The sequence below is a fragment of the Acidibrevibacterium fodinaquatile genome (genome assembly GCF_003352165.1).
GTDB lineage: Bacteria > Pseudomonadota > Alphaproteobacteria > Acetobacterales > Acetobacteraceae > Acidibrevibacterium > Acidibrevibacterium fodinaquatile.
On record NZ_CP029176.1, the window covers coordinates 2258648 to 2282459 of the forward strand.

The 23812-nt window shown below is 62.8% G+C and carries 21 protein-coding genes, 1 tRNA gene and 6 pseudogenes; 19 read left to right on the plus strand and 9 right to left on the minus strand.

Translation table 11 applies throughout. The annotated features are described in order from the left end of the window. Positions 1–95 precede the first annotated feature (95 nt). Positions 96–863 carry a transcriptional repressor LexA gene (gene lexA, locus DEF76_RS10800; RefSeq protein ID WP_114912342.1) on the plus strand — a complete coding sequence of 256 codons (768 nt, stop codon included), beginning with the start codon at positions 96–98 and terminating at the stop codon, positions 861–863. Beyond that, on the plus strand, positions 860–1279 hold the full coding sequence (locus tag DEF76_RS10805) for a hypothetical protein (protein WP_114912343.1): 420 nt from the start codon (positions 860–862) through the stop codon (positions 1277–1279). The genes lexA and DEF76_RS10805 overlap by 4 nt, the downstream gene beginning before the upstream one ends. A gap of 125 nt (positions 1280–1404) precedes the next feature. On the opposite strand, the gene DEF76_RS10810 is transcribed toward DEF76_RS10805, so the two are convergent. Further along, positions 1405–3186: a transglycosylase domain-containing protein gene (locus DEF76_RS10810; protein WP_114912344.1), complete on the minus strand. Its 1782-nt coding sequence runs from the start codon at positions 3184–3186 to the stop codon at positions 1405–1407. Between DEF76_RS10810 and DEF76_RS10815 the strand changes: the two genes are divergently transcribed. The 5 genes and pseudogenes from DEF76_RS10815 (at position 3185) to DEF76_RS10840 (ending at position 6373) form a co-directional block, all read left to right on the plus strand. Next, positions 3185–4096: an NAD(P)-dependent oxidoreductase gene (locus DEF76_RS10815; protein WP_114912345.1), complete on the plus strand. Its 912-nt coding sequence runs from the start codon at positions 3185–3187 to the stop codon at positions 4094–4096. The genes DEF76_RS10810 and DEF76_RS10815 overlap by 2 nt on opposite strands. 12 nt (positions 4097–4108) lie before the next feature. Further along, positions 4109–4193 (plus strand) — tRNA-Leu (locus DEF76_RS10820). 108 nt (positions 4194–4301) lie between these two features. Continuing rightward, a complete protein-coding gene (locus DEF76_RS10825) occupies positions 4302–4709 on the plus strand; it encodes a DoxX family protein (protein WP_114912346.1) in 408 nt (135 codons plus the stop codon). A 416-nt stretch (positions 4710–5125) separates the two neighbouring features. Continuing rightward, positions 5126–5435 (plus strand): annotated as a pseudogene (locus tag DEF76_RS10835) (IS110 family transposase); the annotation flags it as partial. A 196-nt stretch (positions 5436–5631) separates the two neighbouring features. Then, positions 5632–6373 (plus strand): annotated as a pseudogene (locus DEF76_RS10840) (response regulator transcription factor). Positions 6374–6652: 279 nt separating this feature from the next. On the opposite strand, the pseudogene DEF76_RS10845 reads toward DEF76_RS10840, so the two are convergent. Beyond that, positions 6653–7510, minus strand: a pseudogene (locus tag DEF76_RS10845) (IS110 family RNA-guided transposase); the annotation flags it as partial. An 84-nt stretch (positions 7511–7594) separates the two neighbouring features. Between DEF76_RS10845 and DEF76_RS19340 the strand changes: the two are divergent. The 8 genes and pseudogenes from DEF76_RS19340 (at position 7595) to DEF76_RS10875 (ending at position 10770) form a co-directional block, all read left to right on the plus strand. Then, positions 7595–7810, plus strand: a complete 216-nt coding sequence (locus DEF76_RS19340; RefSeq protein ID WP_162800402.1) for a hypothetical protein — start codon at positions 7595–7597, stop codon at positions 7808–7810. A gap of 155 nt (positions 7811–7965) precedes the next feature. Further along, positions 7966–8151 (plus strand): annotated as a pseudogene (locus DEF76_RS19915) (IS21 family transposase); the annotation flags it as partial. Between the two features lie 11 nt (positions 8152–8162). Then, positions 8163–8615, plus strand: a pseudogene (locus tag DEF76_RS10855) (ATP-binding protein); the annotation flags it as partial. Between the two features lie 301 nt (positions 8616–8916). Further along, positions 8917–9180 carry a hypothetical protein gene (locus DEF76_RS19345; protein ID WP_162800601.1) on the plus strand — a complete coding sequence of 88 codons (264 nt, stop codon included), beginning with the start codon at positions 8917–8919 and terminating at the stop codon, positions 9178–9180. A 29-nt stretch (positions 9181–9209) separates the two neighbouring features. Then, complete coding sequence (locus DEF76_RS10860; RefSeq protein WP_114912349.1) at positions 9210–9932, plus strand: glycosyltransferase family 2 protein; 723 nt, start codon at positions 9210–9212, stop codon at positions 9930–9932. Positions 9933–10104: 172 nt separating this feature from the next. Beyond that, positions 10105–10209 (plus strand): annotated as a pseudogene (locus DEF76_RS10865) (IS5/IS1182 family transposase); the annotation flags it as partial. Further along, entirely contained in the window at positions 10189–10404 is a 216-nt protein-coding gene (locus DEF76_RS10870) for a cysteine hydrolase family protein (protein ID WP_205216230.1), read from the plus strand. The pseudogene DEF76_RS10865 and the gene DEF76_RS10870, both read left to right, overlap by 21 nt. Beyond that, positions 10405–10770 carry a hypothetical protein gene (locus DEF76_RS10875; RefSeq protein WP_240318979.1) on the plus strand — a complete coding sequence of 122 codons (366 nt, stop codon included), beginning with the start codon at positions 10405–10407 and terminating at the stop codon, positions 10768–10770. It abuts the gene before it with no gap. 49 nt (positions 10771–10819) lie between these two features. On the opposite strand, the gene istB is transcribed toward DEF76_RS10875, so the two are convergent. After that, on the minus strand, positions 10820–11572 hold the full coding sequence (istB, locus tag DEF76_RS10880) for an IS21-like element helper ATPase IstB (protein WP_114912091.1): 753 nt from the start codon (positions 11570–11572) through the stop codon (positions 10820–10822). 21 nt (positions 11573–11593) lie between these two features. Beyond that, entirely contained in the window at positions 11594–13111 is a 1518-nt protein-coding gene (gene istA / locus DEF76_RS10885) for an IS21 family transposase (RefSeq protein WP_408842839.1), read from the minus strand. 269 nt (positions 13112–13380) lie between these two features. On the opposite strand from istA, the gene DEF76_RS10890 reads away from it, so the two are divergent. Continuing rightward, a complete protein-coding gene (locus DEF76_RS10890; protein WP_114912350.1) occupies positions 13381–14652 on the plus strand; it encodes an MFS transporter in 1272 nt (423 codons plus the stop codon). Positions 14653–14862: 210 nt separating this feature from the next. Here the strand turns inward: DEF76_RS10890 and DEF76_RS10895 are convergent, their stop codons facing one another. Then, entirely contained in the window at positions 14863–16077 is a 1215-nt protein-coding gene (locus DEF76_RS10895; protein WP_114912351.1) for an NADP-dependent isocitrate dehydrogenase, read from the minus strand. A 257-nt stretch (positions 16078–16334) separates the two neighbouring features. On the opposite strand from DEF76_RS10895, the gene DEF76_RS10900 reads away from it, so the two are divergent. Beyond that, positions 16335–17345 carry a hypothetical protein gene (locus DEF76_RS10900; protein ID WP_114912352.1) on the plus strand — a complete coding sequence of 337 codons (1011 nt, stop codon included), beginning with the start codon at positions 16335–16337 and terminating at the stop codon, positions 17343–17345. Positions 17346–17351: 6 nt separating this feature from the next. On the opposite strand, the gene DEF76_RS10905 is transcribed toward DEF76_RS10900, so the two are convergent. Together DEF76_RS10905 and DEF76_RS10910 are read right to left on the minus strand one after the other, a co-directional pair. After that, the gene (locus tag DEF76_RS10905) at positions 17352–18956 is read right to left on the minus strand and encodes a stimulus-sensing domain-containing protein (protein ID WP_240319249.1); all 1605 of its coding nucleotides are present in this window, start codon (positions 18954–18956) and stop codon (positions 17352–17354) included. Between the two features lie 218 nt (positions 18957–19174). Next, positions 19175–19876 (minus strand): response regulator transcription factor, encoded by a 702-nt coding sequence (locus tag DEF76_RS10910; RefSeq protein ID WP_114913822.1) that lies wholly within the window; start codon positions 19874–19876, stop codon positions 19175–19177. 66 nt (positions 19877–19942) lie between these two features. On the opposite strand from DEF76_RS10910, the gene DEF76_RS10915 reads away from it, so the two are divergent. Both DEF76_RS10915 and DEF76_RS10920 read left to right on the plus strand, forming a co-directional pair. After that, positions 19943–20665: a HugZ family pyridoxamine 5'-phosphate oxidase gene (locus DEF76_RS10915; RefSeq protein ID WP_114912354.1), complete on the plus strand. Its 723-nt coding sequence runs from the start codon at positions 19943–19945 to the stop codon at positions 20663–20665. Next, entirely contained in the window at positions 20662–21231 is a 570-nt protein-coding gene (locus DEF76_RS10920; protein WP_114912355.1) for a peroxidase-related enzyme, read from the plus strand. Before DEF76_RS10915 ends, DEF76_RS10920 begins: the two co-directional genes overlap by 4 nt. Positions 21232–21247: 16 nt before the next feature. On the opposite strand, the gene DEF76_RS10925 is transcribed toward DEF76_RS10920, so the two are convergent. Both DEF76_RS10925 and rpoD read right to left on the minus strand, forming a co-directional pair. Beyond that, positions 21248–21811, minus strand: coding sequence for a GNAT family N-acetyltransferase (locus DEF76_RS10925; protein WP_114912356.1), 564 nt, complete (start codon positions 21809–21811; stop codon positions 21248–21250). 28 nt (positions 21812–21839) lie between these two features. Beyond that, complete coding sequence (gene rpoD / locus DEF76_RS10930) at positions 21840–23792, minus strand: RNA polymerase sigma factor RpoD (RefSeq protein WP_114912357.1); 1953 nt, start codon at positions 23790–23792, stop codon at positions 21840–21842. Positions 23793–23812 lie beyond the last annotated feature (20 nt).

The following is a 23812-nucleotide window of genomic DNA, read 5'->3' on the forward strand; positions in this document are numbered from 1 at the left end:
CCTAATGGCGTTTCCTCTCGCTCGACATGGCCTGGTGGCTTGGGGCAGCGGCCGGTGTCTTTGGGGCGAGACAAAACAAGACAGAAAAGGCTCGCATGCTAACTCGCAAGCAATACCAGCTTCTGACCGTCATCGATCAGCATCTTCGCAGCACTGGCTTCTCGCCGAGCTTCGAGGAGATGAAAGAGGCCCTCGGGCTCAAATCCAAATCCGGCGTCCATCGCCTGATTTCGGCGCTGGAGGAACGCGGGTTTCTTCGCCGCCGCCATCACCGCGCCCGCGCCCTCGAAGTGCTGCGCCTGCCCGAGGACATCGCCGCTGCGAGCGGGCCGGGCCATGACGCCGCGAGTGTCTCCCCGGCAGCCGCTGGCGTGGCTTCGCCATCCGGGCTCTCTCCCCCCGCCAGTTTCGCCCCCAATGTCATCCGCGGCGATTTCTCCGCCCGGCTCCAGGGCGTGCGCGCCGCCTCCGCCGCGAGCGCGGTGCAATTGCCGCTCTACGGCCGTATCGCCGCCGGACTGCCGATCGAGGCGCTGCGTGATCATGGCACATTGATCGAGGTGCCGGTGGCGCTGCTCGGCAATGGTGAACATTACGCGCTCGAAGTCGCCGGCGATTCGATGATCGATGCCGGCATTCTCGATGGCGATACCGCGATCATCCGTCGTGGCGAGGGCGCGGAAAACGGTCAGATCGTCGTCGCCCTGATCGATGAGAGCGAGGTGACGCTGAAGCGGCTTCGCCAGCGTGGCAATTCGATCGCCCTGGAGCCCGCCAACGCCCGCCACGAGACGCGGATTTTTCCCGCCGAGCGGGTGCGCCTGCAAGGGCGGTTGGTCGCGTTGTTGCGGCGTTACGCATGAGCCCGCCCCCAGCGCGGCGGGGCGGGAGCCTGATCGCTTTTCTCACAATGGCTTTCATTGTCGTCGGCCTTGCCGGCATTCTCGCGACCTATGCCGCGCCGTTGCCGCTCGCCCGCGCCCTGCATGAGGAGGCGATGATCGATGACGCGCTCGCTGCCGGCCATGCCGCCGACATCGATGCCATGGCGGCAGCGCTCGGGAAAAATGACGAGGCGCGATTCGGCGGCGCCGCGACCGCCGCCGCCAACCGCGCGGGCGATCTTCCGGCGCGCGCCGCCGCACTGCGCGCGGCGCTGCGCCAGACGATGACCGCCGAGGCGGAAGCCGCGGCGTGGCGGCTGCGCTTTCTGATCATCGTCGCAACCATCGCCGCCGCTTTGTTCGGCGCTGCCCTGATGGGCGCCGCGCGACGCTAGAGCAAGGTAGGTTTTGATTGAACCATCCTGTTCAATCAAAACCGGCCAACTTGCTCGCCAAAATAGGGGTAGAGCGTGATCGACTTAAACCGATCGCGCTCTAGAATTTCCCTTCGCCCTTTCCTTCACTCCCGCGCGACGATCACGGCAAGATCGTGGAACAAACGTGCCGGTAGGCTGCCGCCGGTGACGCCCTTGGTCGGGCTCGCATCGTCATTGCCGAACCAGACCCCGATCAGGGTGCCGTGGACCGCGCCGATGAACCAGGCATCGCGATAGGCCTGGGACGTGCCGGTTTTGCCGGCGACGCTCTCGCCCGGGATGGCGGCGGCGCGGCCGGTGCCGTCGCTGACCACGGCGGCGAGCATGGTTCTCATCATCGCCGCCTCCGCCGGCGTGATCACCGGGATTCGGACGGCGGGCCCGGCTTCGAGAAACTTCGGCCGGACGGCATTGCCACCGTTGAAAAACGGCGCGTAGCTCGCGGTCAATTCAAGAAGCCCGACCGAGGCGGTGCCGAGCGCGAGCGAGGCGTCATCCGGCAGAGGATCGTTGATGCCGAGTTTCCGGGCAAGCGCGATCACGGCGCGCGGCCCGCCACTCCGCAGCAGAAGCCGCACGGCGGCGGTATTGGAGGATTGCGCGAGCGCGGTGGTAAGCGTGATCGTGCCGAGATAGCGATGTTCGAGATCATGCGGCACCCAGCTGCCGATCCTGATCGGCGCATCCTCGACCAGGCTTGCCGGCGTCTCCCCCCGCGCGAGGGCGGCGAGCCAGATGAAGGGCTTGAACGCCGAGCCCGGCTGGCGCCGCGCGGCGACGGCGCGGTTAAAGCCGCCGCCGCTTTCGGCCCGCCCGCCGACCATGGCGCGAACCGCGCCGGTCGCAGCATCGAGCGCAACCACCGCACCCTCGCTCACACCGGCGCTGGTGCCGGGACCGTCGAGCAGCGCCTTGAGCCGGGCCTCGGCCACCGCCTGCAGACGGGAATCGAGCGATGTGCGCAGCGTCAGGTCCTCACCGGGCGGGAGACCGGGTTCAGCCTGCTCGGCCGCCCAATCGGCGAACCAGCCGCCGCCCGCAAGCGGTGGCAGTGCGATCGCGGCAACGGCGGCGTTTTCGGCGGCCTCGGTAATAACCCCGCCCTCGCGCATCGCCGCCAGCACTTGACGGGTGCGGGCGATCGCGGCGGCGGGGTCGGCGCGAGGGTTGAAGCGTGCCGGCGCGCGCGGCAGCCCGGCGATCATCGCCGCCTGCCAGAGCGAAACCCGGCGCGCCGGAATGCCGAAATAGACCCGCGCGGCAGCGTCCACCCCGAACGCCCCGGCCCCGAGATAGACCCGGTTCAGCCAGATCTCGAGAATCTCGGTGCGAGAAAAATGATCGTAAAGCCAGAAGGATAAAATGGCCTCCTGGAGCTTGCGGCGGAATGTCCGGCGGTTGCTGAGAAAGAGGGTTTTCGCGACCTGCTGCTCCAGCGTCGAGCCGCCCTGGACGATCCGCCCAGCGGTGAGATCGATGAACGCGGCACGCGCCATCCCCCATCCATCGAGAGCGCCGTGCCTGAAAAATCGCCGATCCTCGACCGCGACCACCGCCGCCGGAAGATAAGGCGGCAGATCAGCGAGATGCACCGTCGCGCCGACGATATCGCCATAGCGCGCTATCACGTGACCGGTGCGATCCTCGAGCGTGAGGCTCGGTCGCCGGAGGGTGACGGCGTCTTCGGGGCGTGGCAGATCATAGATCAGCCACAACCCGACGAGGCCGAGCGCGAGCCCGCCCCAGACCACGGCGATGATCGCACGCGCGAGCCAGCGCGCGCGGCGCCGGCGCGGCTTGCCCGCTTCCGCCGATTTCCGCAGAGTGGCCGGATCCAGGCGGTGATCAACCGGAGGCAGCTTCATGCGCGGTCTTTTTCTCGATGCGGACGACACCATGGCGGCGATTTTCGCGCGCCTCCACCGTTCCGGCGACCCGGCGGTCACCGTCAACCGCGCCGCCCGCATCGCGCCTGAGGATCTGCCACGCCTGCTCGCCGGCTATGATTTCGTGCTCGATGATCATTCCGCCCTCCCGACGACAGCACTCGCCGCCTGCCCCGCGCTCCGCCAGGTCATTTTTCTCGGCACCGGCGCGCGGAGCTATATGAACCCCGAGGAACTCGCCGCCCTCGGCATCACCGTCCACACCATCAAGGGCTATGGCGACATCGCGGTTGCCGAGCATAGCATCGCGTTGATGTGGGCGGCGGCGCGCGGGATCGCGGCGATGGATCGTGGCGTTCGCGCCGGCGGCTGGCCGCGCATTCCGGGGATGCAACTCACCGGCAAGACGCTCGGCCTCATCGGCTTCGGCGGAATCGCCGCCGAGGTCGCGCGCATCGCGGCGGGATCGGGCATGCGGGTGCTTGCGTGGAACCGGAGCCCGAAAACCGCGGCCGGGGTCAGCTTCGTCGACCTCGACACGCTGCTTGCCGAAAGCGATGTCATTTCGCTTCATCTCCTGCTCACTGACGAAACGCGGGGATTTCTCGATGCCGGGCGTCTCGCGCGGCTCCGCCCGGGCGTTATTCTGGTCAACACCGCGCGCGGCGCGTTGATCGACGAGGCGGCGCTGATCGCCGGGCTCGAGGACGGGCATATCGGTCACGCCGCGCTCGATGTCTTCGCGACCGAGCCGCTGCCGGCAGGCCACCCGCTCACGCGCCTCGCCAACGTCACGCTTTCCGCCCATAGCGGGTTTCTCACGCCCGAGGCGAATGAGACGCTGCTCCAACGCGCGCTTGAAATCGCCCGCCGGCTCTGCGAGGGATAAGGATCTTCTCATGCGGACGTGGCGGAACAGGTAGACGCAGCAGACTTAAAATCTGCTTTCCGTTTCGGAAGTGCGGGTTCGATCCCCGCCGTCCGCAGAGCGGAGGGAGCGCATGAAAATTCGTTCGACACTGAATTAATGACCGGCTATCCTCACGCCATCGCGACAATCCGCGCGGCCACGCCGCGCTAACGGGAGAACCACCATGCAGCAAAGCGTCGATCTCATCGGGCGCATCCTGATCGCCGTCCTGTTCATTCTCGCCGGCATCGGCAAGATCGAGAATCCCTCGGGGACCATGCAATATATAGCCTCCGGCGGGCTGCCGCTGCCGATGGCCGCTTATATCGTCGCCGTGTTGATCGAGGTCGGTGGCAGCATCCTCCTGGTGCTCGGTTGGCAGACGCGGGCGGTTGCCGCCATCATGGCGCTGTTTTCCCTGGTCACCGCCCTCGCCTTTCACAATAATTTCGCCGACCATGGCCAGCAGATCAATTTCTTGAAAAACCTCGCCATCGCTGGCGGGCTATTGCACCTCGTCGCTTTCGGCGCCGGCGCTCTCAGCCTCGATCACCGTCTCGCCCAGCGCGGCGCCAGCCACGCGACCGCTTGACGTTTTTTGACACGTCTCCCGCACGGGCGGGTGCGGGAGACGGTCGATCAAAAATCCTCTCATGACCGTGGTCGAGTAGCTCGGCCATTCGGCTCCGCCCCCGAAGATCCGGGCGGGCGGCTTTTCCGCACCCGGCTCTTCCTGGAAGCCACGCGCATTGAGCCGCTCGTGGTGTCGAAGGATGAATAATCCGCGGCTGAGGCAAGGGCAGGCACGCGGGTCATCAGAGCCTGGAACCGATCCCGGCCCATGCACCGGCTCTCATGGCTCCGCGAACCGGCCTTGGCCGCACACAGCGACAACCTCCTTCTCACGGCCGATCTTGCTCAACCCGCAAGGGTCGCATAGTCAGATTTCAGGCAACGTCCCCTCGCCAAAGTTCGACGCCGGCCGGGACATCCCCCAACAGCCTTGCGTGCCTGGTTAGCATGGAGACGTGCCCAGCGCTCACCACTGGGCGCGCGAACTGTGGTCCGGCTCGGCCACACCGTGCGCCTGATCCCGCCGCAATATGGGAAAGCCCTACGTCAAGCGCAACAAGACCGACGCCGCCGACGCTACGGCGATCTGCGAGGCGGTGGGCCGGCCGAACATGCGGTTCGTGCCGGTGAAGACGCGTGAGCAGCAGGGCATCCTGGCGTTGCACCGGTCAGGGCGCTACTGGTGCGGCAGCGGATAGCAGCGGTCAACGCCGCGTGTGGTCTGCTTGGCGAGTTTGGCATCGTGGCGCATGCCCAAAGCATTCCGAGACAGGTTCCATTTAAGCGGCAACAGGCACGATAAGGACACCGCAAGGGCGCAATGACCATAAATTTAATGAACGCTCAAAAATAAATTAATATATAAAAAATAATATGTTTTTTCTGTAGCTAAATACACGTAAAGGTGGTAATTTACGATTGCAGCGCACTTGGAGGCACAGATGCGAGTCCTTGTGGTAGAAGATGACGTAAAAATAATAAACGATGTTCTTGAGATGCTCAAGTCATCTGGAGCGGTTGTTGATCAAGTTGAAACTAGCTCAGAGGCTTTAGATCTCATCAGTCATTATGAATATGACATAGTTCTTCTCGATATAATACTTCCAGATACGGAAGGCTATGAAGTAATAAAAAAAAATGAGAAATAATAAAATCGACTCTCCTGTTCTTGTTTTTTCAGGATTGTCTAGACCTCAGGCAAAAATAAAAGCATTATCTTTAGGCGCAGACGATTTTATAACTAAGCCCTATGATAAATTAGAGCTAATGGCCAGAATAAAAGCCATAATAAGAAGAAGTAAGGGATTTAGTCATCATATAATAAATTCTGGAGAAATATACATAGATACTGAAAGCAGAGAAGTTAAAGTAAATAATAATATAATACATTTAACAAATAAAGAATATTCTATATTAGAGCTACTTGTTTTAAGAAAAGGATTTGTTTTAACAAAGGAAATATTTTTAAATCATTTGTATGGCGGTCTAGATGAGCCAGAGATAAAAATTATAGATGTATTTATATGTAAGCTAAGAAAGAAATTGTCTATGGCTGGTGTGTCTAATTCTATTATTACGGTTTGGGGGAGAGGTTACATGATAAAAGATGATTATTTGTCTTCAAAAGAAATAAATACGCTAAACGATGTTAGTATTGGAAAAAAAGAAATGCATAACGCTTAGAGTCTTCTCTGATTGGGGTTGTTGGTATCGAGCTGCTCCTCTTTCCGCAGGCCATTCCCGTAGGTCACTCGCTTCTCTCCGCGGTCGGCGCGTGGCCGCCCATGATGGGGTCAGGAGGATGAGGTGTCTCAATCTGACTCGCGACCTCCGTGACATACATCCAATCACGGGGTTCCGGACGCTCAACGAGATCACCTCGTCCATCGTCCCCACGGGAACGACACTGACTCCGCCCTTGTCAGGCGGAAGCTGCAACTCCTTTTCTCATGCTACCGTGGCCTATTTGCCCCAGCGGAACTCGCTGCCATCGGTCCACATGCGATGCAGGATCATCGCCAGCTTGCGCGCCACAGCGACGCGGGCGCGCGCCATGCTGCGGCGCTTGGCCACGTTCATGCCCCATGCCCGCAGCGCCGACCATTTGGTGCTGCGGATCAGCAACGAATGGGCTGCCTCGTACAGCGCCGTTCGGGCCAGTTCGTCGCCACATCGACTGATGCGGCCCTGCACGTCGGTTTCGCCGGACTGGTAGCGTCGCGGCGTCAGGCCAAGATGCGCGCCGACATCACGCGACCTTCGAAAGCCGTCCGGCTGGTCGATCGTGGCACGGAACGCCAACGCCGTCAGCTGGCCGACGCCCGGCACTGTCATCAGCCGCCTGCATGTTGGCTCCACGCGCACCTCGTCGAGCACGCGCCTGGTCAGCCGCTCCACCTCCCGGGTCATTGTCTCGACTGCGGCCAGCAGCGATTCAGCCAGGCTCACCAGCACCGGGTTATCCGCTACCAATTCACGCACGCGAACCCCAAAGTCCTTGCGGCCTGGCGTATCAACCTTCAACCCAACCTCGCGTAGCAACGCCCGAATGCCGTTCTCGACATCACGACGCTTGTTCAGGAGCATCCGCCTCGCCGTCAGCAACGCGGGCCAGGAGCGGCAGGGCGGGCTTTTCACATGCACCGCGCGATACCAGCCGGTGCGCATGATCTACGCGATGCCGCGCGCGTCGTTGCGGTCGGTCTTGTTCGGCATCGCACCCATCGCGGCCTTCGCCTGACGCGCTTCGATACAGATCGCCGGAATGCCAGCATCCGAAAGCCCTGCTTGCAGCCAGGCCGTCAGCGAGCACGCTTCCAGGCTGTAAATTCGCGTCCAATAATGACCCCCCTTTAACGCTGTGTGGCAGCCTCCCTTCCTTTGTCCGGGAAGGGAGTTCGGGGGGTGATTGGTGTGGACCAGATCGGTCAGATACGACGGGCGTATTTCGAGCAGCAGAGACCGATCAAGGAGATCGTGCGGACGCTGTCGGTGTCGCGCGCGACAGTACGCAAGGTGATCCGCGGCCGGACGACCGAGTTCAAGTATGAGCGCGGTGTGCAGCCGGCGCCGAAGCTGGGCGAATGGGTCGCGGTTCTGAGCGAGATCTTGGAGCAGTAAGCGAAGCTGCCGCTGCGCGCAACGGCGCTCCATTCAAGGATTGGAGCCTGCCGACGGCGTTGGCTCAGGTGCGCGCCAAGGTGAAGAGCCACACCGACGGGGATCGCCAGTTCGTCAAGGTGCTGGGCGCGGTGCTCGACCATGGCCTGGCCGCGGTTGAGGCGGCCTGCGCCGAAGCCCTGGAGGCCGGCATTGCCAATGGCGATGTGATTCTCACCGTGCTCGCCCGGCGGCTTCAGCCGATACCGGTGCCGAGCATCACGACGCCCAATGCGCTGCGCCTGAAGATCGAACCCATGGCGGATTGCCGTCGCTACGACAGCATAAGGAAGGAAGCCTGATGGAGCGTCACGACATCCTCGACGCCAAGCGCAACACCATCTTTATCGGCGGCACCGGCACCGGCAAAACCCATCTCTGCATCGCCGTCGCTGCCGCCGTCATCCGGAGCCGTGCTCGGGGACGGTTCTTCAACCTCGTCGATCTCGTCAATCAGCTCGAGCAGGAAAAGGCCGCCGGCAAGAGCGGACGCTTGGCCGAGAAGCTGCTGCGCCACGATCTCGTCGTCATCGACGAACTCGGCTATCTCCCATTCAGCCAATCCGGCGGGCAGTTGCTGTTCCATCTCATCAGCAAGCTTTACGAGAACACCTCGCTCCCGATCACCACCAACCTCGCCTTCGCCGATTGGCCCCAGGTGTTCGGTGACGTCAAAATGACCACCGCCATGCTCGATCGCCTGACGCATCACTGCGACATCGTCGAGACCGGCAACACCAGCTGGCGCTTCAAAAACCGAAACTGAAAACCCTCCCCCGGACCCCCTCCCGGGCTTCTCCTCGTGGGTGCACAGGGACCTCCCACGCCCTCCGCTGCGCGCAACGCCCAGGGCCCTGCGCTCCGGGCGCGGGTCCCTCCTATGCACTACGCGGATAAGCCCAATCTTGTGCACCCAGAGGGGTCGTTTTGGATGCGATAGGCGGTCGCCATGCTCATAGACGCCTTGGCGGCGGCAACGGCGACTGGCTCGGTCTGACGGAACTTCATGAAAAGCCTCATCTGATGGTCGGTGACATGGCGGCCGGGCACGAGGCGATTCCTGCAAAATGGAAAAATCGCTTCATTACCCGGCCGGCCGCGACGGCCAGAGGGCTTTTGAAAAAAAGCCTCGCCGTGGGGCGGACATGGTGGCGCTTTATACTGTCTGGTATAACTTTGTTCGCCAACACAAGACGTTGCGCTGTTCGCCCGCTATGGCCGCCGGCCTGAGTGCAACGCTGTGGAGCATGGAAGACGTGGTGAAGCTGAATGACGCACAAGCGACGAAGCCGGCTCGTCCGAACGTCTATAAAACGAGAAATTCAAACTGAGACACTACTCTCGAAGAGCGGTGTCACATATGTTCGATGTCTCTGTTATCGTGACCTTCCACGGCGAGAAGCTTCTCGCGTGTCCGACGCTCGCATCTATCAAACGCATGCGTAGCGTTGCGACGCAGAAAGGCATTACGAATGAACTCGTAATTGTCATGGATCGTGCGGACGAGGAGACGAAGCAGATTGTACGGCGACAGACCATCGACGAGCCTGCCGTAAAAATCATGGAAGTCGACAATGGTGATCTTGGATTGTCGCGAAACGACGGGCTCGACGCGGCGCGCGGTGAACTCATCTCCATCGTTGATGGAGATGATCTGTATTCGCCCAACTGGATTGAGCAAACCGTCGCTTGCCTAAAAAATTACGGAACAAAAACGGTTGTCCACCCTGAATTGGCGATTTCTTTCGGCGCCAAGCACGAGGTTTTTCGAATGATCGATCAAAGCGACCCCGCTTACGATCCCGCGGCTCTTTTCACGGTAAATTACTGGTGTAGTTGGGTCTCCGGATTTCGGGAAACATTCCTTTCCGTTCCCTACGGTGCGACGGGAAACAGCGGGTTCGGATACGAGGATTGGCACTGGAATTGCGAGATAATCGTTGCCGGCTTTGAGCATAGAATCGCACCGGGAGTAGCAGGGTTCTATCGCCGCAAGGAAGCGAGTCTGTGCGCGCTACATCAGCAGAAAAGCGCAATAATTAGAAGAACAGAATTATTTAACGCCCACTTCATCGCGGTATAAAAGGTTGACCCGGAATCAATCGGCAGCAAAGTTTTTTTAAGTTACGTCAATGAGTTAGTATTTGAGCGGGCGGCATTCACGTTTCCACCGATTGCTGAGAGGCAGCGGCGGGTTGCGTGACTTCCGTGGCTGCGATTCTCTCAGGTTTGCGAAGACCCAGAGGGAGCACGTCATGGCTCGGACTGAAATCACGCGCGTCAAGTATCGGCGCGATGGGTCGCGTTATGCAAGCGGTACCACCGATGCGGAGTGGGCGGTGATCGAACCGCATTTGCCGCTACCGGCCGGCCGCGACCGCCAGAGGGCTTTTAAAAAAACCTCGGCGGGGTTCAATGTCGCCCTCGCCGTCGATGCCATGACCGACACGCGCTCGGAGGCCCACGAGTATAGCCTCCGCAACGTCTTTCCGCGTCTGGGCGAGACCGGCGCGACGGACGACATCATCAACCTTATTGCAAAGAGGAGCGCCTGAATGGCCTGGCCTCAACTCATCGCCTACTTCTTCGGCGGGGCGTTTCTCGCCAACGCCGTCCCACATGCCGTCAGCGGCATGTTGGGCAGGCCCTTCCAGAGCCCCTTCGCAAAGCCGCCGGGCCAAGGCCTCTCGTCCTCGACCGTCAATGTGGTCTGGGGTTTTTTCAATCTCATCGCCGGCTATTTCCTGGTCTGCCGGGTCGGGGATTTCGGCCTGAAGGACACCCCCGATATCATTGCATTGGGCGGCGGCGCCTTCCTGATTGCGGATTCCGATGAAGTCGGCCATGCATTCCAACTTGAAGCCGGCCACTGCTTCCGAACTGAAGCCGGCCGGGGTTCCGATTTGAAGCCGGCCACCTGAGCGTCTTCGGTTGGGTCTGGTTGAATGATTATCGTGTCCTTGTTTTGGGTCAAGTTCGGGCGTGGGCCGGTGCCGGATCGCGCTTTTTACGGAGGCTCTCGCCGGTGAGTTCGATGCGGTAGGCGTTGTGGACGAGGCGGTCGAGGATGGCGTCGGCGATGGTGGGATCGCCGATGATTTCGTACCAGCGCTCGACCGGCACTTGGCTGGTGATGATGACGGAGCGCATCTCGTGGCGGTCATCGATAATTTCCAGCAGATCGCGGCGTTGGTCCGCGTTCAGGGTCTCGGGGCCCCAATCGTCCAAAATCAACAGGTCGAGCCTGGCGATCTGGCGCAGTGTTCTGGCGTAACGGCCATCGGCGCGGGCCAGCGCCAGGGCAGAGAACAGCCGCGACACCCGGTGATAGGCGGTCGAGAGATCCTCGCGGCAAGCCTTCTGGCCCAGCGCGCAGGCCAGCCAGCTTTTGCCGACCCCGCAGGGGCCGGTAATGAGCAGATTATGCCGGGCGCGCACCCAGTCACAGCTGGCGAGTTTCAGGAACTGTGCCCGGTCGAGGCCGCGCGGGGCGCGGTAATCGACATCCTCGACGCTGGCGGACTGGCGCAATTTGGCCGCGCGGGCGCGGCTCTCGAAGCGTTTCTGCTGTCGCAACGTGGCCTCGTGCTCGAGCAATAAAGCCAGCCATTCGCCATGGGCCAAACCGGCAACCTCCGGCCGGGCGTCGAGGTCCTTGAAGGCTTTGGCCATGCCGTGCAGGCCGAGTTTGTGCAGCAGGTCGAGGGTCGGGTGGGTGAGCATGCTTGTTCCTTTCAGTGGAAATCAGTGAAAATATTCGGCGCCGCGCAGATTGCTGTGGGTCAGCACCGCCTGCGCCTCATCTGGCGGGCTGGCCGTCTGGTCGAGCTTGCTGGCGATGATCGAGGCAATGCTCTTGTAGTTGAACGCGCCAAAGGCGACCGCTCGGGCCGCCACCGCCTCGGCGCGCGGACGGTCCAACTCCTTGAACAGCCGCAGGATGCCAAGGCATGTCCGAAACCCCTGTTCCGGATGCGGCCGGTTGGCGAGGATGGCGATGATCAGCCCCTCGGTCTGCGGGCCGATCGATGCGCCCCATGAGCGGAACCGCTCCGGCGTCCATGCGGCGTAGCGCCGGTGCGCGCTCGGCATATGCTCAGGGGCAGTGCCGTGCCTTGGACCGCCATAGCGGCGCTGATGCACCGCGACCCGCTTGCCTTGGTGGAAGATCTCAACCATCCGCTCGGTGGCGCGGGTATCGACTTGCTGGCGGATCAGCTGATGCGGCACCGAGTAGAAAAAGCCGCAGACCTCGACATGATAATCCAGCGAGACGCGGGCAAAACCCCACTCCGCAAACTCATGGTCGGTCTCTGGCAATGCCGCCAAAGCCTGGCGTTCGATCGTCTCGAACAAATGCCGCCGGCTGACGCCGAGCCTGCGCATGACATGCGCGTTGATCCGCTCCACCATGCCGGCAATCGCCTGGTTGGCTTCAGCCAGAGAGAAGAAAGTCTGCTGGCGCAACCGGCCCAGAATGTAGCTCTGGGCAAAGCGGACACCGGCTTCCACCTTCGCCTTGTCCTTCGGGCGCCGCGGCCGGGCCGGCAAAACACCAACACCGTAATGCGAGGCCATCCGGCCATAGCTCAGGTTGATCTCTGGATCGTAGAACGACGCCTTGTTGACGCCGGACTTCAGATTATCCGGCACGATCAGCCGCGGCACGCCGCCAAAAAACCGGAACATGCGGCTATGCGCGCCGATCCAATCCGGCAGCGTCTGGGTCCAGCTCGCCTCCGCGTAGGTGTAGTTCGACGCGCCCAGCACCGCGACAAAAATCTCCGCCATGCGCACGATGCCAGTTGCGGGATCGGTGATGCCCAACTTTTTGCCGGAATAATCGACGAACACCTTGTCGCCCGCCCGGTGCTCCTGGCGCATGACCGGTGACAGCCGTGCCTCGAACTCCCTGAACAAATCGCAGAACCGGCTGTAGCTGTACCCTTCCGGATGCCCGGCGCGATATTCCTCCCACAGCACCATCAGGTTCACGCCCGGGCGCTTGAGCTCGCAGACCAGCTCGCTCCAGACCGGCTCGGCGCGCCGGCGCACCCCCCGCGGCGCGCCGCTGCGGGCAAACAGCCGCTCCTCCAAAACCGCATCACTGAGGTCGGCCGGCAACGGCCACGCCAGCCCCGCTGCCTGCGCCCGCTTCAGATTGTCCTGGATCGTGCTCCGCGCCACGCCCAGCATCCGCCCCATCGCCCTGGCGCTGATGCCGTCACTGGCCAGCCGTAAGGTTTGTCGTATCTGCCGCATCGTCAGCTCTCTCTTCGCCGGCATCCAGCCCTCCTCGTTGATGGTAACGAGAGGACAGTTGCCCGAGTTGCTGACCCAGCCGAAAACGCTGAAAAATCCCCGCCAGGTGGCCGGAATTAAATCGGAATGGTGGCCGGCTTCAAATCGGAACGCTGGCCGACATCAAATCGGAATCCCCGGCCGGCTTCCGTCGGAATCTGCATCCTGATCGCACTGCACTTGGCAAGACAGTTCGGCCGCTTCAACGGAGGCAATGCGCCGGGACGGTCATGAGGATCGGAGTGGGACCGTTCCGGTCGCTTCGGAGCCACAACTACCGGCTCTGGGCTGCGGGCGCGCTCGTCTCCAACATCGGGACATGGATGCAGCGCACGGCCCAGGACTGGCTCGTGCTCACGCAGCTCACCCACCACAGCGTGTCGGCCGTGGGCGTGGTCATGGCGCTGCAGTTCGGCCCGCAGCTCCTGCTCCTGCCCTGGACGGGCTCCGCCGCCGACCGCTTCGACCAGCGCCACCTCCTGATGGCGACCCAGGCGACCATGGGCGTGCTGGGCTTGGCGCTCGGCGCCTTGACCGTTACCGGGGCTGTTCAGCTCTGGCATGTCTACGCCTTTGCTTTCCTCTCCGGCGGCGCGGCGGCGTTCGACGCCCCCGTGCGCCAGACCTTCGTCTCAGAACTGGTCGGCGACGAGAACCTGCCCAACGCTGTCGCGCTCAACTCGACCTTGATCAACGCCGCCCAGATGGTCGGCCCGGCGGCCGCCGGCCTGACGATCGCGGCAATCGGCACGGGCTGGGCCTTTGTGATCGACGGAGCCTCGTTCGGGGCAGTGCTGGCCTCGCTACGCCTGCTGCGGGTCAACGAGCTACGCCACAACGCCAGGACCCGCCGGGCCAAGGGGAGCTTCGTTGAAGGGCTCCGCTACGTGCGGGGTCGTACGGACCTCAGGACGATCCTACTGATGCTGTTCTTGATCGGGACCTTTGGCATGAACTTCCCGATCTTCACCTCGGCTATGGCGGTCAAGGTGTTCCACGCCGACGCGCGCGGCTTCGGTCTGCTGTCCTCGGTCCTGGCCGCGGGGGCGCTGTCCGGCTCGCTTGTGGCGGCGGCACGCCGCAAGATCGGGTTTGGCACCCTCTTGGGCGGTGCCGGTGCGTTCGGGCTAAGCTGCGCGCTCGCCGGCCTAGCGCCCGGCTACTGGCTGTTCGCCGCCGCCTTAGCGGCGACCGGTGTGTCCGTCTTGACCTTCGCCAACGCGACCAATAGCCTGATGCAGCTCACCACCGAGTCGTCTATGCGCGGTCGGGTCATGGCGCTGCGCATCGCCATAGCGCTCGGCTGCACGCCGATCGGGGCGCCGATCGTCGGATGGGTGGCCGACGCCTTCGGCCCGCGCTGGGCGCTGGGCGTCGGTGCGGCATCTGGCTTCGCCGCGGCTGTTGCGGCCGCCGTCTTCCTGATCCGATCATCTCGCCTGAAGGCCGGGCTGAGTGTCGTCCAGAGTTCCGAAGGCGCCAAGGCTAATGCCCAGCTCTGATGTCCGCCTCCGGGTCTTCGCAAACCTGAGCGAATCGCATCCACTAGAATCACGCAACCCTCCGCTGCCACCCAGCGATCGGTGGGAACGCGAATGCCGTCCAATCAAGCGCCAACTCATTGACACAAATTAAAAACTCGTTGCGACTTGATTCTGAGGCAGCCTCTCGCTCTCGGCCGGTCGGTGTCGGCCGCCGGATCCCCGACACGTTCATCCCATCGCGGCGCGCAGATTCTCGTCGATTTTGGTGAGAAAATCCTGGGTGTTGAGCCAGGGCTGGTCCTTGCCGATCAGCCCCGCGAGATCCTTGGTCATGGCGCCGCTCTCGACGGTGTCGATGCAGACTTTTTCCAGGGTCTCGGCGAATTTCGTGACGTCGGGAGTGCCGTCGAACTGGCCGCGATAGGCGAGGCCACGGGTCCAGGCGAAGATCGAGGCGATCGGGTTGGTCGAGGTCTCGCGCCCCTTCTGGTGCTCGCGGTAATGGCGGGTCACGGTGCCGTGCGCCGCCTCGCTCTCCACCGTCTTGCCATCCGGGCTCATCAGCACAGAGGTCATCAGGCCGAGGCTGCCGAAGCCTTGCGCGACGATGTCGCTCTCGACATCGCCGTCATAGTTCTTGCACGCCCAGACATAGCCGCCCGACCATTTCAGGGCCGAGGCCACCATGTCGTCGATCAGCCGGTGCTCGTAGGTGAGGCCGAGCTTGGCAAAGCGGTCCTTGAACTCGGCGTCGAAGATCTCCTGGAACACGTCCTTGAACATGCCGTCATAGATTTTCAGGATGGTGTTCTTGGTCGAGAGATAGACCGGATATTTCCGCGCAAGACCATAATTGAAGGAGGCACGCGCAAACCCCTCGATCGAGGCGCGGGTGTTGAACATGCCGAGGGTGACGCCAGCGCCCTTGAAATCATGGACTTCGAGCATCTGCGGCGGGCCACCATCGGCAGGAAGATAGCTCAGCGTGACGCGGCCCGGGCCGGGGATTTTCGCTTCCGTCGCGCGGTAGATGTCGCCATAGGCGTGGCGGCCGATGACGATCGGCTGCGTCCAGTGCGGCACCAAGCGGGGGACGTTGCGGCAGATGATCGGCTCGCGGAAAATCGTGCCGTCGAGGATATTGCGGACGGTGCCGTTCGGGCTCCGCCACATTTTCTTCAAGCCAAACTCGGCGACGCGGGCCTCGTCCGGGGTGATTGTCGCGCATTTGACGCCAACGCCATATTTCTTGATGGCATTGGCGGCGTCGATCGTCACCTGGTCATCGGTCTTGTCGCGGTATTCGATGCCGAGATCGTAGTATTTGAGGTCGATGTCGAGGTAAGGAAGAATCAGTTTTTCTTTGATGAACCCCCAGATGATGCGCGTCATTTCATCCCCGTCGAGTTCGACAACCGGGGTTTTTACCTTGATTTTTGCCATTTTTTCCTCATCGACCTGGAAAGCGCGTCATGTTGCGGCGCGGCGGAACAGTGCCGGGCGGACATTCGCACCGGGCGCGGCCGCGGACAAGGGTGGCGGCACTCAAAAAACACAGATCAGGGCATAGCGGCGGACGATGACGGGGGGCGCGGCGAGGTCACATCGATTGTCAATTAACTTTTTCTTGACATTGTTCGAAAATTTAGTGACGATCAGGTATCGTTAATTAATGTTAATCGTGGCGAGTGGAGAACAGCATGATAGCGATTTTCGATCGTCCCTCCGGCAAAGCCGCGTTGCTGACGGTATCCGCCTTGGCGCTCTCCATCGCCGCGGCGCGATCGGCGAAAGCCGATTACGTGGTGACGCCGCCCGCCAGCGTGCCGACGAGTTACACCGACTCGACGCCGGTCACGCTGACCAATATATCCCAGGGGCTCGCCGCCTCACTCTGGACCTTCTCCGGCGGCTCCGACAATCTCGAAGGCGGCTCAGGAACCTTCGGCTATCCCAATCTGCAAGGCATGGCCAATCTCGAAACCCTGGCCCAGACCGGGACGATCACCACGCTGCCGAGCGGCACGCCCGGCACCGGCACCGGCGCGCTCACCTACACCGCGACACCCTATTTCTCGTTCACCGATACCGCGATCAATAGCAATGGTTTCGTCGCAATCGGTGGCGGCGGCAGCAGCATTCAAAGCGTACTGAACGGCAGCGCGACGATATATACCACCAATCTCGTCAATGGCGTCACGCTCCCCACTTCCGCCGCGACCACCCCTTGGAACTATATAATTTTTGACCAAAGCGGCTATGTCTATGTCGCGCAGCCGGGCAGTTCCTACACCTTCGCCGTAGCCTCCGGCGGTTTTAACGATGACGGCACCGAGATCCTGCTCGGCGGCAATGGCGCGATCGGCAGCGGCAGCGTCGTCGGATTCCAGAACGCCAATAGCATCGAGCCGTCGAATGGTATCGCGACGCTGTTCAATGGCGCCAAAACCTACTCCGCCGCGACTGATACCGTGACCTTCACGCAAGCTGGCTATTACCCGTTCGAGATTTTCAACGCCCAGACCTATGGCGGGGCGGCGGAAAACGTCAGCTTCCTGCCGACCACGACGACGACGCCCGATCTGGTGTTCGTCACCGGCACACCGGTTCAATCCTCGGTGCCCGAGCCCTCCTCGGCGACGCTGATCCTCGCCGGGCTCGCCGGCCTGCCGCTGCTCCGCCGGCGGCGTGGGCAGAAACCGATGCCGTAACCGGCCTCAGGCTTTCGGCAGCCGCACGACGAAGCGCGCGCCGACCACGCGCCCGCTTTCGTCGCGGCGATTTTCGGCGCGGATCCGCCCGCGCAGCGCCTCGATGATCTGGCGGCTGATCGAAAGCCCGAGCCCGGAGTGTTGGCCGAAACGCTCGCCCTGCGGGCGTTCGGAGTAAAACCGGTCGAAAATATGCTCAAGCTTGGCCTCGGGAATGCCCGGCCCCTCATCCTCGACGGTGATTTCCACCTCGCCATCTATCTCGCGCGCCGCAAGCATGATCCGCCCGCCGCGTGGGCTGAAAGAACGAGCATTGGCAATCAGATTGCGCAACACTTGCACCAGCCGGTCGGCAACCCCGCGCACCACGAGACCGCTTTCCGGCGCGACGACGATCAGCGGCGGCTCGCCCTTGCTCAGCGTCGCGGCGTGGATATCGGCCAGCGTCGCCAGGATCGGCGCGACATCGACCAGCTCGGTCGCGGTGCGCGACAATTCGGCGTCGACCCGGCTCGCATCCGAGATATCGCTGATCAGCCTGTCCAAGCGCCGCACATCCTCGGCGATGATGGCAAGCAGGCGCCGCTGCTGGCCGGGATCCTCGATCCGCCGCAGAGTCTCGATCGCGCTCTGGATCGAGGAAAGCGGGTTCTTGATCTCATGCGCAACATCGGCGGCGAAGCGCTCGATCGCATCCATCCGCGCCCAAAGCGCGCTCGCGCTTTCCGCAAGGGCATGCGCGAGGGCGCCGATCTCGTCGCGGCGGGCGAGGAGCCGGCGCGGCACTGCGCCGCTCCGCCCCTGGCCCTCGCGCATCTCGCCGGCGGCGGCGGCAAGGCGCAGGATCGGCCGGGCGATGGTCCGCGCGAGATACCACGACATGATCACCGTAAGGCCGAGCGCCAAGCAAAACAGCGCGAGGATCGACATCCGCACGTTATAGAGGCTGTCATCGACCTCGCGCGCTTCGCGGGTGAGCAGGATGATGCCAACCGTCTGGGCGTTTTGCTGCACCGGCTCGGCGACGGTCACCAGCAGCTGGCCGTCAGTGGTGCGGCGGATATAGGGCGGCGTCTCGCGCGAGCGCGCCGCCCCCTCGGTGCGCAGTTCCTCGCGCACATCGGGCTGCCAGTCGATCCCGCCGGCGAGCGGCCCGGCCTCCAGCGTCGGCGCCGCGGGATTGTGCGGGAGATGGGCGAGCACCCAGTCATAGACCTGCTCGATCACGCTCGCGACATGGCTGCGCGGCACCGCCGGCGGGATCGGGTCCATCTCAAACCTGCCGCCGCCGGCTTCGTGCTGGCGGCTATCGGCGATCACCGTACCGTCCGGGCCATAGAGCTTGGCTTCGGCGCTCGGCGTCGGCTCGGTCAGGCGGCGAAGCAGCGGGCGGGCGAGCGCCGGCACCAGCCGCGCCGTGCCCGAAGCCTCGATCGCGACCGCCGCCTGGCCGAGCGCGCCGGCATAGATCCGCGCCTGTTCGCGGAGCGTCAGCACCTCCGCCTCCAAAAGCCCGTTCTGATACTGGTCGAGATAGAGGAGGGTCACCACCAGAAGCGCGAGCGGCAGCGCATTGACGAGAAGGATACGGCGCAGGAGCGGCGAAACCAGGCGCGGGGCAAAAGCCGGCGCCGGAGGAGCTGCGCCTGCCCCATGGGTGGCTGGCGAGAGCGTTCTTTTTTGAAAAAAAGAACCAAAAAACTTTCTGCCATGGCGCTGGGCCTGTCCCCCTGCCCTTCCCCAAAAATCGCCGGGCCGCCAAAGCAAGGGGACGATTTTCTTTTTTTCGGAGGAAAATGAAGGGTCAGTTCCCGAATTTATGCCCATCGTCAGGGCTCTTTGTAACGGTAGCCGATACCATAAAGCGTCTCGATCTGGTTGAAGCGCTCATCGACGGCGCGGAATTTCTTGCGGATGCGTTTGACGTGGCTGTCAATGGTGCGGTCATCGACGTAAATGTTTTCACCATACGCGGCATCGATGAGCTGGTCACGCGCCTTCACGACACCCGGGCGCGCCGCCAGCGCCTTCAAAAGCAGGAATTCGGTAACGGTGAGGTCGATATCGGCGCCGCGCCAGGTGCAGCGGTGTCGCGTCTCATCGAGCACGAGATCGCCGCGCTGGATGATCCCGGCGGCCGGCTGGCCGGAGCCCTCGGCGCGGCCAGCCTCGTTGCGGCGCAGCAAAGCCCGGATGCGCTCGATCAACAGGCGCTGGCTGAACGGCTTGGTGATATAGTCATCGGCGCCGAGCCGGAGTCCCATCAGTTCATCGACCTCCTCATCCTTGCTGGTCAAAAAAATCACCGGCATCGCGGAACGGGCGCGCAGGCGCTGCAGCAGCTCCATCCCGTCCATACGTGGCATCTTGACATCGAGCACGGCGAGATCGACCGGGCGGGCGAGCAGCGCCTGCAGCGCGCTTTCGCCGTCGGTATAGGTGCGCACCTGGAAGCCTTCCTGCTCCAGCGTCATCGCAACGCTAGTCAGGATATTGCGGTCGTCATCGACCAGGGCAATGGTGTGCTTCATGACCACCTCCGAGAACCGGCACGGCATCGACATACCACGCCACGCGGCCGATAGGATAACCGAAGCATGACCAAAGAATCACCCGCCGACTCCGGGGCCGATCTCGGCTTCGCACTCCGCTCCCTCGCCCGCGCGGCGCGGGCCGGAAGCCTCGCAACCATCACCAATGCCGGGCAGCCCTTCGTCTCGCTGGTGACGCCGGCATTCGATGCCGGGTGCACGCCCCTCCTCCTGCTCTCGGGCCTCTCCGAACATACTCGCCATCTTCGCGTCGAACCACGCTGCGCCCTCCTGATCACGGGCGCAGCGAATGGCCCCAACCCGCAGACGACACCGCGCGTGACCCTAATCGGTCGTGCCATGCCGATCGAGGACGCGGCTCTGCGCGCCCGCTATCTCGCCATACACCCTTACGCCGCACTCTATGCCGGATTCGGAGATTTCGCGCTCTGGCGCCTCACGGTCGAGGAGGCGCATTATGTCGGCGGCTTCGGACTCGCGCGACATGTCACGCAGGCCAAGCTCCTTCCCGCTCCCGAAGCCGTCGCCGCGATCGCGGCGGCGGAGCCCGAGATCATCGCCGAGGCCAATGCCGAACGGGCGGTCAGCGAACGCATCGTCGCGATCGATCTCGATGGCTGCGACATCGCCGAAGACGATGCCACCCGCCGCCTCACCTTCCCTGCCCCGGCGGCGAGCCCCGAGACGGTTCGCGCAGCACTTCGTCACGTCGCGCCGCAGAAGACGCGCGGTGCAAGACCAGCGCAAGCAAGAGGAGAGAATTCATGACCGCCGCCATCAGCCGCTTCCCCGTCCCCTCGCTCTCGGATCTGCCAGAGGATATCCGCGCCCGCATCGAGGCGACCGCGGCCAAATCCGGCTTCGTCCCCAACGTCATGCTCGCGCTCGCCCACCGGCCGGACGAGTTCCGCGCCTTCTTCGCCTATCACGACGCGCTGATGGCGAAAGAAGGCGGGCTCTCGAAAGCCGAGCGCGAGATGATCGTGGTCGCGACCTCGGCCGCCAATCAATGCCAATATTGCGTGATCGCCCATGGTGCGGTTTTGCGCATCCGGGCGAAAAACCCCCTGATTGCCGACCAGATCGCAACGAATTACCGTAAAGCCGATCTCACCCCCCGCGAACGCGCCATGCTCGATTTTGCGATGAAAGTGGCGCTTTCTTCCCATCAGATCGAGGACGAAGATTATATCCTGCTTCTCGACCACGGCTTCAGTCGTGAGGATTGCTGGGACATCGCCGCCATCGCCGCCTTCTTCGGCATGTCGAACCGCCTCGCCAACAGCCTCGCCTTCCGCCCGAATGACGAGTTTTATCGGATGGGGCGGGAATAACGGGATCGGGATAAAATTAGCCTGAGAGCGGCCGCAAACGCGCCGGGATCGTCATCCCGAGCCGGCGTGGCACCTCCCAGACTTCATCGATCTCGCGATAGACGGTAAACCCCGCGGCGAGATAGCCGGGCAGTGCCCGCGGATGATCGGCGGTGCAGGTGTTGAGGGTCATCGTCCGCGCCCGGTGACGCCAGACCAGATCGATGGCATTCCGCAAAAACGGCCCGCCGAAGCCGCGGCCGATGAAATGCGGCATCAGGCCGAAATAGCTGAGATTGACCACCGGCCACGGCCGGGCATCGAGTTCATAAAATCCGCCCGGCTCACCACCGGCATAAAGCACATGGACACTGATGCCCGGGGTGCTAAGATAGCGCGCGAGTTCCGCGTCCGGCGTCACCCGGCGCAGCCACCAGAGATAATCGGCGCCGACCGTGTCATAGAGAAAGCGATAATAGGTGACGCTCGGCGCGGCCAGCGTCACCACCTGCGCGCCTTCGGGGAGGGGCAGCGGCGTGGCCGGCGCCTGATCGAGGCGAAGAAACGAGACCCGCACCGAAACCTTTGTCACCGGCTCCATCGGCCGCGCCCGATTGCCCGCGCCGTCCTCAATCGTCGAGGAAACTGCGCAGCCGGCGGCTGCGGCTCGGGTGCTTGAGTTTGCGCAGCGCCTTGGCCTCGATCTGGCGAATGCGCTCGCGCGTCACGTTGAATTGCTGGCCGACCTCCTCCAGCGTGTGATCGGTATTCATGCCGATGCCAAAACGCATGCGCAGAACCCGCTCCTCGCGCGGGGTGAGGCTGCCGAGCACTTTCGTCGTCGCCTCGCGAAGATTGGCCTGGATCGCGGCGTCGATCGGGATAATCGCCGATTTATCCTCGATGAAATCGCCGAGATGGCTGTCTTCTTCGTCGCCGATCGGGGTCTCGAGACTGATCGGCTCTTTCGCGATCTTAAGCACCTTGCGCACTTTTTCGAGCGGCATGCCGAGCTTCTCGGCCAGTTCCTCCGGCGCCGGCTCGCGGCCGATCTCATGCAGCATCTGGCGCGAGGTGCGCACCAGCTTGTTGATGGTCTCGATCATATGCACCGGAATGCGGATGGTGCGCGCCTGATCGGCGATCGAACGGGTGATCGCCTGGCGGATCCACCAGGTGGCATAGGTGCTGAATTTGTAGCCGCGGCGGTACTCGAATTTATCTACCGCCTTCATGAGGCCGATATTGCCTTCCTGGATCAGATCGAGAAATTGCAGGCCACGATTGGTATATTTCTTCGCGATCGAGATCACCAGGCGGAGATTGGCCTCGATCATCTCCTTCTTGGCGCGCGCCGAATCGCGCTCGCCACGGCTTACGGTTGCATAAATGCGGCGGAATTCGCTAATCGGCAGACCCGCGTCATTGGCGACCTCGGCGATGCGGGCGCGAATCTCAGCGATGGCTTCGCCGTGGCGCGCGACGAAATTCTTCCAGCTTTTGCCTGGCAATTTGCCGACCCGCTCCAGCCAGTTCGGATCCAGTTCATGGCCGTGATATTGGGCAAGAAAATCTTCGCGGCTGACCTTGCAGGATTCGGCGAGCCGCATCAGCGGCCCCTCCTGCGCCATCAGGCGTTTGTTGAGTTCCTTGAGCTGCATCACCAGCTCTTCGATGCGGTTATTATGCAGCCGCACCTGCTCGACTTTCTGGACCAATTCGTCGCGCAGCTTCTCATAGGATTTCTCGCTGCGCGCGCTCACCGCCTCGCCGCCGGTGATGGCACCGAGGCGGCGGGACTGCATCTTCTGCAGCTTCTTATAAAGCGCCTCGATCTCCTCGAAATTCGCCAGCACCTCGGGCTTGAGCTTTTCCTCGAGCGCCGAGAGAGAAAGGCCGGCGCCCTCGCCTTCCTCGTCCTCATCGCCCTCCTCGCCAGCGGCGAAGCCCGACACCGACGGCGGCATCGCGTCGGTGCCGCCATCATCGCCGCCCGGCTCACCGCCCGCGTTCGGCGGGCCGCCCTGCGTTGCTTCGAGATCGATGATGTCGCGGAGCAGCATGCGCCCGGCCTTCAAGGCATCGTGCCAGGCGATGATGGCGCGGATGGTGAACGGGCTCTCGCAGAGCCCGCCGATCATCATCTCACGGCCGGCCTCGATGCGCTTGGCGATGGCGATCTCGCCCTCGCGCGAGAGCAGCTCGACGCTGCCCATTTCGCGCAGATACATGCGCACCGGATCATCGGTGCGGCCGAGGCTCTCCTCGTCGACATTGCCGCCGGGCTCCTCGGCTTCCTCTTCTTCGCGCTCCGGCTTGGCGACGGGGTCGGCTTCCTCGGCCTCCTCGCTCTCGACCACCTGGATGCCCATCTCGTTGAGCTGGGCCATGACGTCCTCGATCTGCTCGGAGCTGTTCTGATCGGGCGGCAGCACGGCATTCAGCTCATCGAAGGTGATATGGCCGCGCTCCTTGCCGCGGGCGATCATGCGTTTGACCGCGGCGGACTGGATATCGAGCAGATTAGTGTCGAGATCGGTCTCGGCGGTCGGCGCCTCCGCAGCGGTGGTCTTGGTTGCCATCAGAAAAAATACTCCCCGCA